Origin of the sequence: Ignisphaera sp. (assembly GCA_038735125.1) — an archaeon.
In the GTDB taxonomy this organism is placed as follows: domain Archaea; phylum Thermoproteota; class Thermoprotei_A; order Sulfolobales; family Ignisphaeraceae; genus Ignisphaera.
In genome coordinates this window covers 66,854-81,707 of sequence record JAVYNU010000004.1, presented here as the reverse complement: position 1 = coordinate 81,707, position 14,854 = coordinate 66,854, and the positions used below count along the sequence as shown (strand labels likewise).

General features: G+C 41.8%; 12 protein-coding genes. 5 read left to right on the top strand and 7 right to left on the bottom strand.

What is annotated here, in order from left to right; translation table 11 throughout:
- Nucleotides 1-40 precede the first annotated feature (40 nt).
- Nucleotides 41-1,708: a cation:proton antiporter gene (locus tag QW284_05900; protein ID MEM0339200.1), complete on the bottom strand. Its 1,668-nt coding sequence runs from the start codon at nucleotides 1,706-1,708 to the stop codon at nucleotides 41-43.
- 3 nt (nucleotides 1,709-1,711) lie between these two features.
- Complete coding sequence (locus QW284_05895) at nucleotides 1,712-2,509, bottom strand: aldolase/citrate lyase family protein (GenBank protein MEM0339199.1); 798 nt, start codon at nucleotides 2,507-2,509, stop codon at nucleotides 1,712-1,714.
- Between the two features lie 76 nt (nucleotides 2,510-2,585).
- Here QW284_05895 and QW284_05890 point away from each other — a divergent pair, with 76 nt between their 5' ends.
- Complete coding sequence (locus QW284_05890; GenBank protein ID MEM0339198.1) at nucleotides 2,586-3,599, top strand: D-glycerate dehydrogenase; 1,014 nt, start codon at nucleotides 2,586-2,588, stop codon at nucleotides 3,597-3,599.
- A gap of 96 nt (nucleotides 3,600-3,695) precedes the next feature.
- On the opposite strand, the gene QW284_05885 is transcribed toward QW284_05890, so the two are convergent.
- The 5 genes from QW284_05885 to QW284_05865 form a co-directional block, all read right to left on the bottom strand.
- A complete protein-coding gene (locus QW284_05885; GenBank protein MEM0339197.1) occupies nucleotides 3,696-5,807 on the bottom strand; it encodes an ABC transporter substrate-binding protein in 2,112 nt (703 codons plus the stop codon).
- 145 nt (nucleotides 5,808-5,952) lie between these two features.
- Nucleotides 5,953-6,756, bottom strand: a complete 804-nt coding sequence (locus QW284_05880; GenBank protein MEM0339196.1) for an ABC transporter ATP-binding protein — start codon at nucleotides 6,754-6,756, stop codon at nucleotides 5,953-5,955.
- Complete coding sequence (locus tag QW284_05875; protein ID MEM0339195.1) at nucleotides 6,753-7,748, bottom strand: ABC transporter ATP-binding protein; 996 nt, start codon at nucleotides 7,746-7,748, stop codon at nucleotides 6,753-6,755. The genes QW284_05880 and QW284_05875 overlap by 4 nt, the downstream gene beginning before the upstream one ends.
- 10 nt (nucleotides 7,749-7,758) lie before the next feature.
- Nucleotides 7,759-8,601 carry an ABC transporter permease gene (locus tag QW284_05870; protein ID MEM0339194.1) on the bottom strand — a complete coding sequence of 281 codons (843 nt, stop codon included), beginning with the start codon at nucleotides 8,599-8,601 and terminating at the stop codon, nucleotides 7,759-7,761.
- 2 nt (nucleotides 8,602-8,603) lie between these two features.
- A complete protein-coding gene (locus QW284_05865) occupies nucleotides 8,604-9,623 on the bottom strand; it encodes an ABC transporter permease (GenBank protein ID MEM0339193.1) in 1,020 nt (339 codons plus the stop codon).
- Nucleotides 9,624-9,860: 237 nt separating this feature from the next.
- Between QW284_05865 and hypF the strand changes: the two genes are divergently transcribed.
- The 4 genes from hypF to hypE all read left to right on the top strand — a co-directional run bounded on the left by hypF (nucleotide 9,861) and on the right by hypE (nucleotide 14,844).
- Nucleotides 9,861-12,188, top strand: coding sequence for a carbamoyltransferase HypF (gene hypF, locus QW284_05860; GenBank protein ID MEM0339192.1), 2,328 nt, complete (start codon nucleotides 9,861-9,863; stop codon nucleotides 12,186-12,188).
- Complete coding sequence (gene hypD, locus QW284_05855) at nucleotides 12,172-13,395, top strand: hydrogenase formation protein HypD (GenBank protein MEM0339191.1); 1,224 nt, start codon at nucleotides 12,172-12,174, stop codon at nucleotides 13,393-13,395. The genes hypF and hypD overlap by 17 nt, the downstream gene beginning before the upstream one ends.
- A gap of 92 nt (nucleotides 13,396-13,487) precedes the next feature.
- Complete coding sequence (locus QW284_05850; protein ID MEM0339190.1) at nucleotides 13,488-13,805, top strand: HypC/HybG/HupF family hydrogenase formation chaperone; 318 nt, start codon at nucleotides 13,488-13,490, stop codon at nucleotides 13,803-13,805.
- Nucleotides 13,798-14,844 (top strand): hydrogenase expression/formation protein HypE, encoded by a 1,047-nt coding sequence (gene hypE / locus QW284_05845; GenBank protein MEM0339189.1) that lies wholly within the window; start codon nucleotides 13,798-13,800, stop codon nucleotides 14,842-14,844. Before QW284_05850 ends, hypE begins: the two co-directional genes overlap by 8 nt.
- Nucleotides 14,845-14,854: the final 10 nt, after the last annotated feature.

The following is a 14,854-nucleotide window of genomic DNA, read 5'->3' as shown; positions in this document are numbered from 1 at the left end:
ATTGTTGAGGAATCCGAAAAATGTAACTGGGCATAGTCATCTAATTCCGCGATTTTTGTATTTTCACCCTAATTCTGGTTATAATTAGGTAGAATAGCAAGATAAATGTGATTACATGAATCAATGCCACTAGATATCTGTGAAATGGTGATTGGACAAAGTCTTCGGATAGCATTGTATTGGTGACGTTAAAGAGAAGAATTATAGATATAACTACTAACACAATGGTTATGGCATTTGATGCCAATGAAACTACGTTCCAGTTTTGAATTCTCTGCTCAAATTTCAGATCCAGGAACTTTATTATTGAATTCAATGTTTTATAGAAGTTTATGACAATAACAATGTATGCTACTATAGATGTTGCCACAGCTGTTCCTATATGTATGTTTTGCGTCGGCATTGGAATTGCAGAAGCTACGTATGTAATATATGTGGCTAGAAGTGATGGTATTAAGAACTTGATTAACTCTGAACCAAGTTTAATGGAAGTTTCACTACTCTCTAGAAGCAAATGAGATAGTGTCATGAAGAAGGTTTTGATGTTCTGTGGTACTAAGCTAGTTAAGATTGTGCTAAATCTACTTGCATTACTGAATAGTATTTGTGATAGGATCATCGATATAATGACTGTTATAATTGTTATGGATTTAAATGCTGGGTTTAGAGCACCTTGCTGTATAAGTGTGTCTGCGAATACTATTGATGTTTCACTAATAGATGGTAAAGATGCTGCATAGTATGGTATGGCATCAGCTCTTATTGTAATAAATAGTGCACCAAGGGACAGAGATATGAATCGTGTAAGAACACCTGCAATCGCATAGGCAAAACCATATGTTATGATATTCAATAAACTGGCTGAGGTAGAGGCTGTCATCTGCATTCCTATGGAAGAGAAGTAGAGGAGGAGTCCAAGCTCTCTCAAACCACTCATGATACTGATTTCATCACCTCTCACATAGCTAGATAACACAATGCCAGCTATGAATGCTCCAAATAGAGTAGGCAGGTTAAGGCCTTGAACAAGAGTTGAGTATAGTAATGCTATTGAGAGAAACAGTATGGATTTGGATAGTTTATCCATATTATTGATCCATATATAAGATCTCTTCATAGCTAAGTTGAGAATATATGCTAGAAGTCCTGTTAACCCTACTACCCTAAGTACATCAGTTAATATAGCTATGATATCAGGTTTTGTAATCCCAGCTGTGAAGATCATTGAAAATGCTATGAACTGGGCAAGATCCTCAAAATTTGATTGTACTATTGCTAGAGATCTTATGTCATCATCATCTATTCTACTAACTAGGTTTATGGCTACTGATGAGCAGTCTATTAGAACTAGGAATAGGAATATCCTTTCGAATGTATTTAGAGATGTTCCGATAGATAGCAATGCTGTTAAAAACCATATGATGGAATATGCAACCATTTCAACAACGACAACTCTGCTCAAAGATTTGGTAAGCCTTTCAATACCTATTGAAAGCCCCATTTCAAACGAGAAGAGCATTAAGCCAAGGCCCTTCAAAAAATCTAGTTGAGAAACAAAAGAGCTTCTGAAGCCTTGTTGCATAATTAGGGAGGCTACAAAACCCCCAATAACATAGCCGATGAAACTGCTTTGGCCTGTGCTTCTAAACAGCCAGCCCAGAACAGAACCTAGAAAAAGCTGGATGAAAATCTGATATGTTGCATCCATGACCTAGATACCAAGTGTAAAACCTTTGTCTACATCATTATGTTTTTGTCTAACAAGCTCTATGGTCTTTGCAAGAGAGCTTCTCAATATACTTATATCTGTCATCAAAGCCACGAATCTAAATCCCATTTCAATAAACCTCTTCGCGGAGTCTACATCGAATGCATGTATGCCTGGAACCTTATCGAATTTTTCACAAGCTTTCAAAACTTTGCGTAGAGCTTCAATGAATTTTGGATTGTCATATTCAGTAGGTATCCCAAGATTCGTTGTTAGATCCATCGGCCCAACATAGTACACATCAATACCGTTGACACTCACAATATCTTCTAGATTTTTTAAAGCATCTTCAGTCTCGATCTGGACTGCTACAACAAGATCCTCAGTCTCGAACCTCTTATAATAGTCTAGGAAGTTTATAGCGCCATAGAGAACAGCTCTCCTAGGGCCAACGCCACGCATGCCAGCAGGAGGATACCTAGTAAACCTAACAACATTTTCAGCCTCGGCTCTTGTATTCACCCATGGGACTAGAATACCTGTTGCTCCAACATCCAAAGCCCTTTTTATCATTACCATGTCGTTCCATGGAACCCTCACGATAGAGGCTATATCAGGATTTCTTAAACCCATTAGAAGAATCTCTAGTGTTGAGATATCTAATGGTGCGTGCTCCATATCGAATACGAGCCAATCTATTGGAAGAGTCGATATGGCTTCAACAACGTCTGGATGTCCTATAGTGATCCAAGTTCCTAACGCCACTTCTCTATTCTTTAGCATCTTCTTAAGCCTAGACAATCTATTCACCCACTAGCTAGCTATTTCCCCAAAAATTTAAAGCTATAGCTTTTGCCAACATATTTTGTGAACTGCAATGGGAAGGCCCAGAGTTTTGCTAACAGCTCCAATACATGAGGAGGGTATTAGCATACTTGGGAATGTAGCTGAAGTTGTTATAGCTTCAAAGCCTCTTAGAAAAGAGGATGAGCTAATCGATGCTATAAGAAACTTTGATGCTGTTGTGTCTATGGGTGTAGAGCCATTTACTAGAAGAGTTCTGGAGAGCTCTGAAAGACTTCTTGTTGTAGCTAGACATGGCGTTGGATACGATAATATTGATGTTGATGCTGCTACAAGGCTTGGCATCTGGGTTACCATAACACCTGTTGACGAGCTCTTTGATGCTGTAGCAGATCATGCTATTGCATTGCTTCTTTGCCTGGCTAGGAAAGTTTGTGAGGCTGACGATTTTGTTAGGTCTGGCAAATGGTTTGAGAACCCATTTGAAAGCAGGTTTTTCGTTGGTGTTGGCTTAAAGGGGAAGACGCTGGGTATTATAGGTCTTGGCAGAATAGGTTCTAGGATAGCTGAGAGGGCCAGGGGCTTTGGACTCAAAATAGTATACTACGACATTGAGAGAAAGCTTGAGCATGAAAATAAACTAGGAGTTGAATATGTTCAGCTAGACGAGTTACTTAAAAGATCTGATTTCATAGTTGTGTCTGTTCCCCTAACCAATAGAACAAGGGGGTTGCTAGGAGAAAGAGAATTCTCTTTAATGAAGTCAAACGCTATCCTAATCAACATTTCCAGAGGTGCCGTAATAGACCACAAAGCTCTTGTAAATGTGCTGAAGAACGGCAAAATAGCTGGTGCAGCACTCGATGTCTTCTATGTAGAACCTATACCATCAGACGATGAATTAACTAGACTTAGAAACACTATACTAACACCTCATATAGCATGGCTAACAGAGGATTGTAGAAGAGCTATGGCAATAACAGTCGCCAAGAATGTTATAAGTGTTCTCAGAGGCGAGGAACCCCCAAACGCTGTAAATCCAATTGTCAAAGATTTTGCTAAAAACAAAAGACTTGGAGGTGTATAGCACTAAACTTTCTTTTTACAAAGTTGAGAGCAAATATTTTCTGTGATCAGATTAAGAATAGACACGATATTTAATAAAAAAATTAATAAAAAGGTTCTATTTTCTTTTTATAACCCATCCAATGGCTATTCCGATTACTAGAAGCACTACTGCTAACACTGTTGTCATAGTCCAATTTGTTTGAGCTATTGTTGTTGTTGATACAGATACTGTTGTTGATAACGAGGTTATTGTTGATTTTACTGTTGTTGTGATCGTGTATGGAACTGTAACTGTTTGTGTTGGTAAAACTACTTGTGTTGGTGGTAGTGTTTGTGGTGCAGTTGTTGTTGCTTGTGTTGCAACAGCTTGTAGATCTGCGAAGAACTTTGCAGCCGGTATTCTGTTCTGTGGCTTTAGGAATGCTGGTACAGTGTCTATGTCTGGTGATGTTACCTGTGATGCTGGTTTTAGCTCGTATAGTACGAATAGGAATCCTGGATCCCATGTTGTTGCATAGAATGAGCCGTACTTAGCTATTCTATCTGTGTTTGGCCAGCCAACCCAGTAGTCCTCTGAATACTCATACCAGTGTGGGTCTTGTCCTAAGATAAGCATTGGCAGGTCTCTAAGCCATATTTCCTGCAGTTTTCTGAATAGCTGAATCCTCTGTGCATCATCAAATGTTCTGCCAATTTGATCAAGTATGGCATTTACCTCTGAATTGTTGTAGCCAGATATTGGCCCTGTCCATGGCTGTCTAGGTAGTCTAGAGTCCATGGCAACATCGAAGTTAACCCATGGCGATGCAGGCCCAAGTCTTGTGCTGTGCATCCACCAAACAGAATCGTAGTCTCCCTGCACAATCTTATTCCACAGTGTTGAGAAATCGAGTGTTTGAACGTTTGCGTCAACACCTAGGGTGCTTCTCCAGAACTGTGCAAACATGTTTGCAGAGCCTATTACTGGGACCCAGCCTGTTACAGCATATATTGTGAATGAGAAGTGCTGTCCATTGGGGAGTTCTCTAATGCCGTCACCGTTTATGTCTTTGATCCCAGCTTCGTCAAGAAGTTTCTTGGCATTGTCTAGTGTAGCATTGGCCATGAATGCGTTTACAAGATCTTTGGCTAGGTAGTGCTCGGTTCTCTCTATACCGGGTATTATAGGCACTGGATAGAGCTTTGCTGGCAAGAGATAGCCTGAGTAGGCATTTAGTGAAGCCTGCTTCAATGCCTCCATATTGTTTGCGAGCAACGCGTAGTACAGCGCTTTTCTAACCCTCACATCATTGAATGGATACTTATTCAAGTTGAATGCAAAGAACACTACGCTACCTCCGAAGAAGCATGGTGGACAATTGTGGTTATCGAAGGTACCTCTCTTTGGATTTTGCTGAATTATCTCCCAGAGCCTATCGACAAAGTGCGACATCTGATCTCTTTCGCCATTGATCCAGGCAAGCCTTACTTGCTCATCGCTTTGAGGTGTTATGTGCATAACATACTTTGGTGCTGGGTATCCAAAGTATTTCTCGCCCCACCATTTGATGCCTAGCAGGTCAACTCTTATGAATGTCCATGAGTCTGCTGTATAGTAATATAGTTTGTATGGTCCGCCTCCAACTATTTTACTTGGGTCATCATCTTTGAAGTCTGTGGCAATCTTGCAGCCCATTTGGTTGTATAGTTGTTCCCATCTATGCTTGGGCAAGACGAATACTGTTAGAACATCTGTTATTCTGAAGTAGTTAACATTGTTTGGATTTAGCTTAAATCTAACTGTAGTGCTGTCAACCGCATCAACGCTTGATAGATAGTTCCATATATAGCTAAATGATGTGCTGCAAAGCTTGTTTACATCAAAACTCCATTTAACGTCATCAGCTGTTATAGGCAGACCATCCCACCAATAAGCATCTGGCTTAATCTTTATTTCTAGTGTTAGGGGATCTACCCACCTCCAGCTATTTGCAAGGTAGGGCACAAAATCGTCGCTATATGGGCCATAGACAAAGAGAGCTGGGTACATCAAATAGTTTGAACCTGTTGCATAGTTTGGTATCAAGATGTTGAAGCCGCTTGGGGTTCCCCACTGCGTAGAGATTATAACTGTGTCCTGTCTTGGGGGTGCCTGCTGGGCCTGTCCGTATATCATAATTGTCGATGCTATTATAACTAGAGCCATTAGTGTTGCTATTACCATATATGATTTTTTACCGAGACTCAAGCTACACACCTACTAGAATTCTACATACTGTTGTGAGAGGTTTAAAAATTTTAGCTGTACATTTAACATTAAAAACAGATTATTAAGTAAAAACAGTTCATGACCTAATATTCAGTCTACATCATGTTTTGCATTGGATAATTGGTCATCCAAACCAGGATGTGTATAGCTTTGGTATAGAATCTAGCAGGTTGCGCGTATATTCATGCTTAGGGCTGTTCACAATCTCATCAGGTGTTCCTTCCTCAATTATTTTGCCTCTATACATAATCATTATCCTGTCTGAGATATAATAAGCTAAACCCATGTCATGTGTTATGAATATTATGGCTGTTCCAATCTCTTCTCTCAGCTTTGAGAATAGTTTTAGTATCCCTAGTCTCAATGTTGCGTCTATCATGCTCGTTGGCTCATCTGCTAAAACAAGCATAGGCCTTATCAAAAATATTCTTGCTATCATAACCCTTTGTCTCATGCCTCCAGATAGCTCAAACGGTCTTCTATTCAGAACCTCATCTGGTATTAGACCAACCATCTGGAGCGCTTCTCTTACAAGCTTGTCTTTAGCGTTAGTGTCTAGCCTCTCGTTAAACAAATTGAATGCTCTGTACATAAAGTCTCTAATTCTATGGGTTGGATTGAATGATGAGAAAGGATCTTGAAAAACCCCATTGACATTTCTCCAATACCATCTTAAGTCAGAGTTGCTCTTTAGATCTCTCCAAATATCTCTGCCCATAAACTTTATAGCACCACTTGTAGGCTTAATCAACCTTAGAATCATTCTAGCAGTTGTTGTTTTACCAGATCCTGATTCGCCTACCAAAGAGATTATCTCTCCTTTTCTTACACTAAAGGATACTTTGTCAACAGCTGTTATTCGTCTTTTCCTTATGTATCCAATCTCATATATCTTTGTTAAGTTCTCTACTTCTAGAATTGTACTCATAAGTTTCCACCTCTACTTTTTGCATAGAGCCAGCATGCAACAAAACGATTCTTATCAACTTCTACCAGAGGTGGTTCTTCCTTTCTACAGATATCCATAGCAAACGGGCATCTAGGATGAAACCTACAGCCAGGTGGTGGATTAATTAGACTTGGTGGCTCACCTGCAATTCCACCGGTCTGCCCAACTCTCTTTCTAATCTCTGGCTCTGGTGTTAGAATTGAATACATTAGTGCTTTGGAGTATGGATGTAATGGGTTATGTATAAGATTCTCTGTTGGACCATCCTCAACTATTTTACCTGCATACATAACAACTATTCTAGTCGCTATTTGCCTTACTGTGGCAATATCATGTGTTATAAACATGATGCTCTTTGTTAAGCCCATTTTGAAAACATTGTATAGAGTTGTTAGAACCATTTTCTGTGTCGATACATCCAATGCTGATGTAGGTTCATCTGCTATTAAAAGAGATGGATTTAGAAGTGTTGCCAGAGCAATCAAGACTCTTTGTCTCATACCACCTGATAGTTCGAATGGGTACATGTCTAGGGCTACTGAGGGAAGACCTATTTCCTCAAATCTCTTTCTAGCCATATCTAATATTCTCTCTTTTGGCATACCAGTCTTCTCCTTTACAACATCCACGATATAGTCCCTCACTCTTGCAACAGGTATAATTGCATTCATTGCTGACTGTGGTATGAGAGATATTTTTGTACCTGCAACCCTCTTTCTAGCCTCTGATATGGGAATACTAGTTACATCCTCTCCATCAATAATTATTTTTCCTCCAATAAGCTTTAGTGGAGGGACAAAGTCTAGTGCAAGAGCTCTTGAAAGTGTTGATTTACCGCATCCACTCTCCCCAACAACACCAACGATCTCTCTCTCACCGATTCTGAGATTAACTCCATCAACAGCCTTGACGGAGCCTCTCCTAAGTATGTAGTATGCTCTTAGATCAACTGTTTCAACTGCGTATCCCATTGTCCCTACCTCATGCTGTTCCAAGCTTTGGTGAGAAGTACTCGTCTAGGGATATTGCGACTAGGTATAATGAGAGGTATATCAGTATCATAACTAACGTAGGCGGGACAACTGTCCACCAAATACCTTGTGTAATGTTTGCATATAGCTGTGCTATGTAGAGTATGAGTCCAAGCGTAATGTCCTTTGTCATGCCAACGCCAACAATGGTTAAACCAACTTCGGCTGTTATAGCTGATGTGAATAGCATTGCGAGTGATGCTAATATATATGGCGATATTATTGGCACGATATCCCTCAATATTATGCTGGTTCTAGATGCGCCAGACAGTATAGCCATCTTAATGAACTCTGACTGTAGTATGCTCATAGTTCTTGATCTGAATCCCCTTGCCCATCCACCCCAGGAAGTTATGCCGATGACAAATCCTACGAGCCATATATTTCTGGCCTCTGGTCTCAGATAAGCTGCTAGAACCATCATGAGGAGTAGAGACGGTATGATAATGAATATCTCTGACACCACCATAATCACCCTATCAACTAATCCGCCAAATACAGCTGCCATGGTTCCTAGAACCAGTGATAGACCTAGCGCAATCCCGGCAGCAACAGCACCAACAAGTAAAGAGCCTCTTATGCCATATAGGAGTTGCGCTAGAACATCTCTGCCTAGGGCGTCTATCCCAAGGGGATGACCAGGCGATGGCGGGGTGTACCTAGGTCCCACAATATCTGTTGGAGAAACCCTGTATATTAGGGGACCCGCCAAGCCGAGGGCTACAATAGCCAAGAATATTGCTAGCCCTCCAGTAAACTTTGGTATTCTAAACAAATCTGCTAATATGCCCATCACTACTCACCTGCATATGCGTACCTTACCCTAGGGTCTATCACAGCAAATATTATCTCCGATATGAAGTTGGCCAAGAGTATAGTTCCAATCAATATAACGAAATATCCCTGGATAAGCATGTAGTCCTGTGCTTGTATCGCCGTCCAGAGGGCTCTGCCAATACCTGGATAGGCAAATATAATCTCAGTTATTATGGAGCCTGCAACGCTCCACCCAAGCACTATGGCCAGGCCAACAATCTGCGGCAAAGCCGATAACCTGAATAGATAGTTCTGTGTTCTTCTCTGTGATAGACCTATTATCCTAGCATAGTCCATATAATCCATTGATAGCTCTTGTATAGCTATGTTCCTCATGCTAAGCCCCCAACCACCAAGTGATGTTAGAAATATTGAGAGGAATGGAAGTATATAGTGGTGTAGGTAGTCAACTATGAAACTCCATGAAAACGAAGGTATCACATTTGGTGAATAAGCTCCACTTGCTGGAAACCACTTTGTGGCAACTGCTAGCAGGACAAGGTACATTCCAAAAACATATGCTGGCGTACCCTGCAAAGCTGCTAGCAGAGGCAACAACACCTTGTCAACTATCTTCCCCCTATTCATGGCGGCTATCACACCAATGACGTTACCTACAATCCATGAAGCAATTATTGCTGGGACAAGCAGGGCGAGTGTCCATGGGAGATACATTGCCACAATCTCGTTGACTGTTCGTGGGAAATATGTTATGGATTTTCCTAGATCCCCGTGAAGTAAGTTAATAAGGAAGTCGAAGTACTGTTCATACAATGGTCTATTTAGCTTGAAGTAATCCATAAGCATCTTCTCCACAGACTTAATCATCTCTGGGTTTGTCGCAGATTGTTGAAGTATTTGATATACCTTTACAGCAAGTGGGTTTCCAGGTATTATCCTAGGTAGTAAAAACATTATCGTTGATGCAACAAAAAAGGATAGCACCATAATACCCAGTCTCTTCAATATAAACATTACAAATGGATTTATTTTTGACAAAAATAACACCTCATATTATTTCCGCAAACATTATGATCTAGCAATACGATCTAGTGTAAGCTTTTTAAGTTTTCATTAGCGTATAGTAGCATAACAGAAATGCATAAAATTTTGGACTGCGAATCCAGAGAATCCATGGACTCTCCATAACCTTATTAGCTGTAGTCACGTTATGAAGCATGGAAAGCGCCAAATCCATGAAACATTAATGATGATTTTATACAGGGATTGTTTAACATGGTTGTTAAGGCTCTTCGCATTAGAATTGTTGGTGTTGTTCAAGGTGTTGGTTTTAGGCCTTTTGTTTATAGACTTGCTACTGGACTTGGTTTGGGGGGTTATGTTGTTAATTTGGGTGGTAGCGAGGTTGAGGTTTTTGTTGAAGGTGATGAAAATGTTTTGAGGGTTTTTCTCGATAGGCTCTACTCTGAGAAGCCTCCTAATGCTAGGATTGAAAAGGTTTTTGTTGATTGGGTTGAGCCGGCAGGCTTCAAAGGGTTTTTCATTAGGGAGAGTGGGTCTATACAGATTCTGAGGAGTATTATACCCCCCGACATCGGTATTTGTAGTGATTGTGTTAGGGAGATTCTAGACCCTGGTACAAGGTTCTATAGATACTATTGGAATAGCTGTGTTAATTGCGGCCCTAGGTTCTCTATGATGTTTAAAACTCCGTATGACAGGGAAAACACTTCTATGGCTGTCTTCAAGCTCTGCCCTGCTTGCGAAGCTGATTATAGGGATCACAACAATATCAGGAGATTCCATGCACAAGGCATTAGCTGCCCTGTTTGTGGCCCAAAGACATTTGTTTTTGATTCTAGTGGTAGGAGAATAGATGTCGAAGATGTTGTTGGATTTGTTGTTGAGAAGATCTTGGAAGGGGCTATAGTTGCTATCAAGGGTGTTGGAGGCTACCACATAGCCTGTCTTGCATCTGATGACAGTGTTGTTTTGGAGCTTAGAAAGAGGAAGAGGAGGCCAGCACAGCCCTTCGCCATCATGGCAAGGGACTACAGTGTTGTTGAGGAAATTGCAGAGCCTTTCGACGGGGCTAGAGAGCTTTTGGAGTCTCCACAAAGACCAATAGTTATATTGCCTAAGAGGAGAGGTTCCAAGCTATCCAAATACGTTGCACCTGGTCTCTCAACAGTTGGTGTTATGCTTCCCTACACAGGATTTCAAGTGCTTCTACTGAGAGAGGTTCCAGACGGTTTTCTAATAATGACTAGCGGCAATGTTCATGGAGAGCCCATGTGCACAAACATCAAATGTGTTTTTGAAAAGCTTGGCAAAGTTGTTGACTATGTTGTTGAGCATGAGAGGGAGATTGTCCACAGAGTTGACGATAGTGTTATAAGATTTGCTGATGGAGAGCCAGTTTTTCTCAGAAGGGCTAGGGGCTATGCGCCAGAGTGGATAGAGGTTCCATTTGATTTGGTCGAGTCTATAGCTGTTGGAGCAGAGCTCCAAACTGCTGGTGCAGTGGCGTTTGAGAACAAGGTTGTATTGACGCAGTTCATAGGGGATGTCGATGAACCTGCTCAGCTAGATGATCTTAGGAGAGAGCTTATGTGGTTTGCAAAAATCTATGGGCTGAAGCCTGCTGCTGTTGTTGCTGACATGCACCCTCTGTACCATAATAAGAGGCTTGCTATAGAGCTTTCAAAAGATTTTGGAGCTGGGTATACAGAGGTTCAGCACCACCATGCACATATAGCAGCTGCCATGGCTGAGCATGGTGTTGTTGATGAGAGGGTTGTTGGGATAGCAATTGACGGAACAGGCTATGGTGTTGATGGTGGTATATGGGGTGGAGAGGTGATGATAGCAAGCTACACAGACTTTATCAGAACAGGCAGTCTACAGCCATTTGTCTTGCCAGGTGGGGACACAGCAGCTCTCTACCCAGTAAAGCCGCTTATAGCACTTCTAGTGCTGGCTGGCTACAGCGAGGAGGAGACTATGAGGATACTGGAGAAAAGGGATTTGATAAGCTCGTTGCCATATAGAGAAAAAGAGGCTGAGATAACGTATATACTTGCAAAAAGTGGTCGAGGAGCCATTGTGACGAGCATGGGTAGAACACTAGATGCGTTCTCGGCGCTTCTAAGGGTGTGCACCATTAGAACATATGAGGGTGAGCCACCCATTAGATTAGAGGCTTTAGCTGATGGCGGTGTCTATCTAGACTATGAGCCAAGGATAAGAATGTTTGATGGTAGGCTAGTGGTAGATGTTGTCGATCTCCTCAACTGGGTTTTGAGCAACGAGAATAAGAGGGAGAGCAACTTGGCAGCGACAATCCTAAGATCTCTCGGAATCGGGTTAGGGATGATAGCGCTGAGGAGTTTGAAGGGGCTAAGAAACACTGTAAACACTGTCTTTTTGAGTGGTGGCTCAGCTGTAAACACACATATTGTGAGAGGGGTTAAAGAGGCTTTGATGGGTGAGGGGATAAGCGTTAAACTGCCTAGGAAGGTTCCCCCAGGCGATGGGGGGATAGCACTTGGTCAAATAGTTATAGCCTCTAAGAGGGTTCTGAATAATGGAGGAGAGCACTAGATACTTCCTAAGCATAGCCGATAAAATTGAGAAGGCTTTTAGAGAGAATAGAGAGCTTGTAAAAGCTATACTCAAGAAGATTAATGAGTACTCCAAGGTTTTGGAGAGCATCTATGGAAAGGACTTTAGATTTAAGATAATGAACTTTTGCGGAACACACGAATGGACGGTTACACACTTTGGGATTAGAAGTCTTGTACCCAAGAACATAGAACTTGTTGCAGGTCCCGGATGCCCTGTTTGCGTAACTCCATCACATTTCATAGAAGAGGCAATAAAACTTGCATTAGATGGCATAACCGTCTACACCTATGGAGACACCTACAAGCTTAGGACACTGAACAGTGTTAAGGGATACAAATCTCTAAGCGAGGTTAGGGGAGAGGGTGTTGTAAAGCTCGTTACAAGTCTTGTCGACGCCATTAAAGATGCTAGAAAAACCAATAGGGAATCTGTGTTCATAGGAATAGGCTTTGAGACCGTTGCACCTGGATACGCATCAGCAATCTTGAAAGGGTTGGTACCGGAAAACCTCAAGATAATGAGTCTTGTCAAGCTAACGCCACCAGCCATGTTCTACTCCCTAGAGATATTAAGAGAGAAGCCAACAGAACCACCTGTAATGGGCGTTATCGCACCTGGGCATGTATCGACAATTACAGGGGGCAAGGCCTGGTCTGTAGTCTCTGAAAACTATGGCATACCAGTTGTTATATCGGGTTTTGAGCCCATAGATGTCTTATTATCGATTTTAGAAATATTGAAGCAACTTGTGAAGGGGGAGGCAAAAACTGTTATAGAATACAAAAGAGCTGTTACATGGCATGGGGATATAAGGGCCCAGAGAATAGTTGCGAAGACGTTTAGGGTTGTTGACGATGCTTGGAGAGGAATAGGATTTCTACCGAAAAGTGGATTGAGATTGAGAGAAGAGTATAGAAGATATGATGCTTTTGAGGAGCTTGGAGTAAAAGAGATTAAGCCAGGTGAGTGGGGATACGACCTACCACCTGGGTGCAGATGTGCGGAGGTAACCCTTGGCAAGGCAAAACCAACAGATTGCCCACTATTCATGAGGGTGTGTACACCGGATAAGCCGTATGGGCCATGCATGGTCTCTTTAGAAGGGGCGTGCGCTATATGGGCCAGGTTTGGAAGTGGAGGCTTGGCAGAAGAGATAGCAAAAGAGCTTTCCTTAACAATCTAATTCTTATTTCTTATATCCTGTGCTTTGCAGGAATCACATTGGTAAAACTTATTTGCTTTGACTGAATTGTAGATTACGATAAAAGGGTGTCTGTGGTTAATATCATGTGCTGGGGCTCTCCTGCAGTTGTTGTTGATGTTGATTTGGATAGCATGGTTGCCAAGGTTAACTATGGCGATGGTATTGTCAGAGACGCTTTAATTGGCATAGCAGGTGAGAGGATTTCTAGAGGAGATATCGTAGTTGTTCATGCAGGTGTTGTCATATCAAAACTCTCTGATGAGGGTGTTTTGGAGCATATAAAGTTTCTTGAGGAGGTTCTGGGTAAGGATGCTAAAGAGGTTATAAAAGCTTATGAGACGCTACTTGAGCTTGCAAGGTCTCTGAGAGGTGAAGCTAGAAATGGATAGGGTTCTACTTGCACATGGATCTGGCGGTGTAGAAACATTTGAGATTCTCGAGAAGCTCATATTTAGACGTGTTGAGGATAGATTGAAGAGAGTTGGCAATGGATTTGGAATAGATGTTTTAGATGACGGTGCTGTAATACCACTTCCAACTGGGGATTACATAGTGGTTTCAATAGATGCATACACAGTTAACCCACCGTTCTTTCCAGGCGGCAACATAGGAACTCTTGCAGCTGCTGGCTCTATAAACGATGTATTGATGATGGGTGGAAGGCCAATAGCCATTCTAGACTCTATTGTTGTTGAAGAGGGCTTCCCTATAGAGGATCTCGAGAAAATTGTGCAGTCGTTTATAGATGTTCTGAAAAGCGAGAACATTGCCTTGATTGGCGGAGACTTCAAGGTGATGCCGAAGGGGGGTATAGATAAAATAGTTATAACCACTGCCGCTATAGGCATCACCAAGAAGCCTATTGTTGACAATCCAAAGCCAGGGGACAAGATAATTGTCAGCGATTTTGTTGGTGATCACGGAGCCGTTATAATGCTTCTTCAAATGGGTTTGGAGAAGAATGTTGAAGAACTTGGGAAAGGTCTTCTTAAAAGCGATGCAAAGCCACTTACAAGACTCATGCTGCCACTCATGGAGAGGTTCTCTAATCACATAAATGCTGCTAGAGATCCAACAAGAGGTGGTTTGGCTGGTATACTAAATGAGTGGGCTTCTAGAACCGGAACTGTGATAGTTGTTGAAGAGTCTTCTATACCTGTGAGAGACTCTGTGAAGAGATACTGCGAAATGCTTGGCGTAGACCCCTTGTATCTGGCGTCAGAGGGTGTGGCGGTACTTTCGGTAGACCCCGCTGTGGCTGACGAGGTTGTCGAGTATATGAAGAGTCTTGGCTTTGAAAACGCTAGGATCGTTGGAGAGGTTAGATCAAGCGAGAAATTCAAAGGCTATGTACTCATGAAAACAAGTGTTGGTGGCTACAGAATTTTGGAGCCTCCAAGAGGGGAGCTAGTGCCAAGAATATGCTGATCAAGGTACA

Excerpts from the sequence above, each read along its gene's own strand:
- QW284_05880 (MEM0339196.1), bottom strand. The coding sequence starts at position 6,756 with ATGAGTACAATTCTAGAAGTAGAGAACTTAACAAAGATATATGAGATT.
- QW284_05900 (MEM0339200.1), bottom strand. The coding sequence starts at position 1,708 with ATGGATGCAACATATCAGATTTTCATCCAGCTTTTTCTAGGTTCTGTT.
- hypD (MEM0339191.1), top strand. The coding sequence starts at position 12,172 with ATGGAGGAGAGCACTAGATACTTCCTAAGCATAGCCGATAAAATTGAG.
- QW284_05890 (MEM0339198.1), top strand. The coding sequence starts at position 2,586 with ATGGGAAGGCCCAGAGTTTTGCTAACAGCTCCAATACATGAGGAGGGT.
- hypF (MEM0339192.1), top strand. The coding sequence starts at position 9,861 with ATGGTTGTTAAGGCTCTTCGCATTAGAATTGTTGGTGTTGTTCAAGGT.
- QW284_05870 (MEM0339194.1), bottom strand. The coding sequence starts at position 8,601 with ATGGGCATATTAGCAGATTTGTTTAGAATACCAAAGTTTACTGGAGGG.
- QW284_05875 (MEM0339195.1), bottom strand. The coding sequence starts at position 7,748 with ATGGGATACGCAGTTGAAACAGTTGATCTAAGAGCATACTACATACTT.
- hypE (MEM0339189.1), top strand. The coding sequence starts at position 13,798 with ATGGATAGGGTTCTACTTGCACATGGATCTGGCGGTGTAGAAACATTT.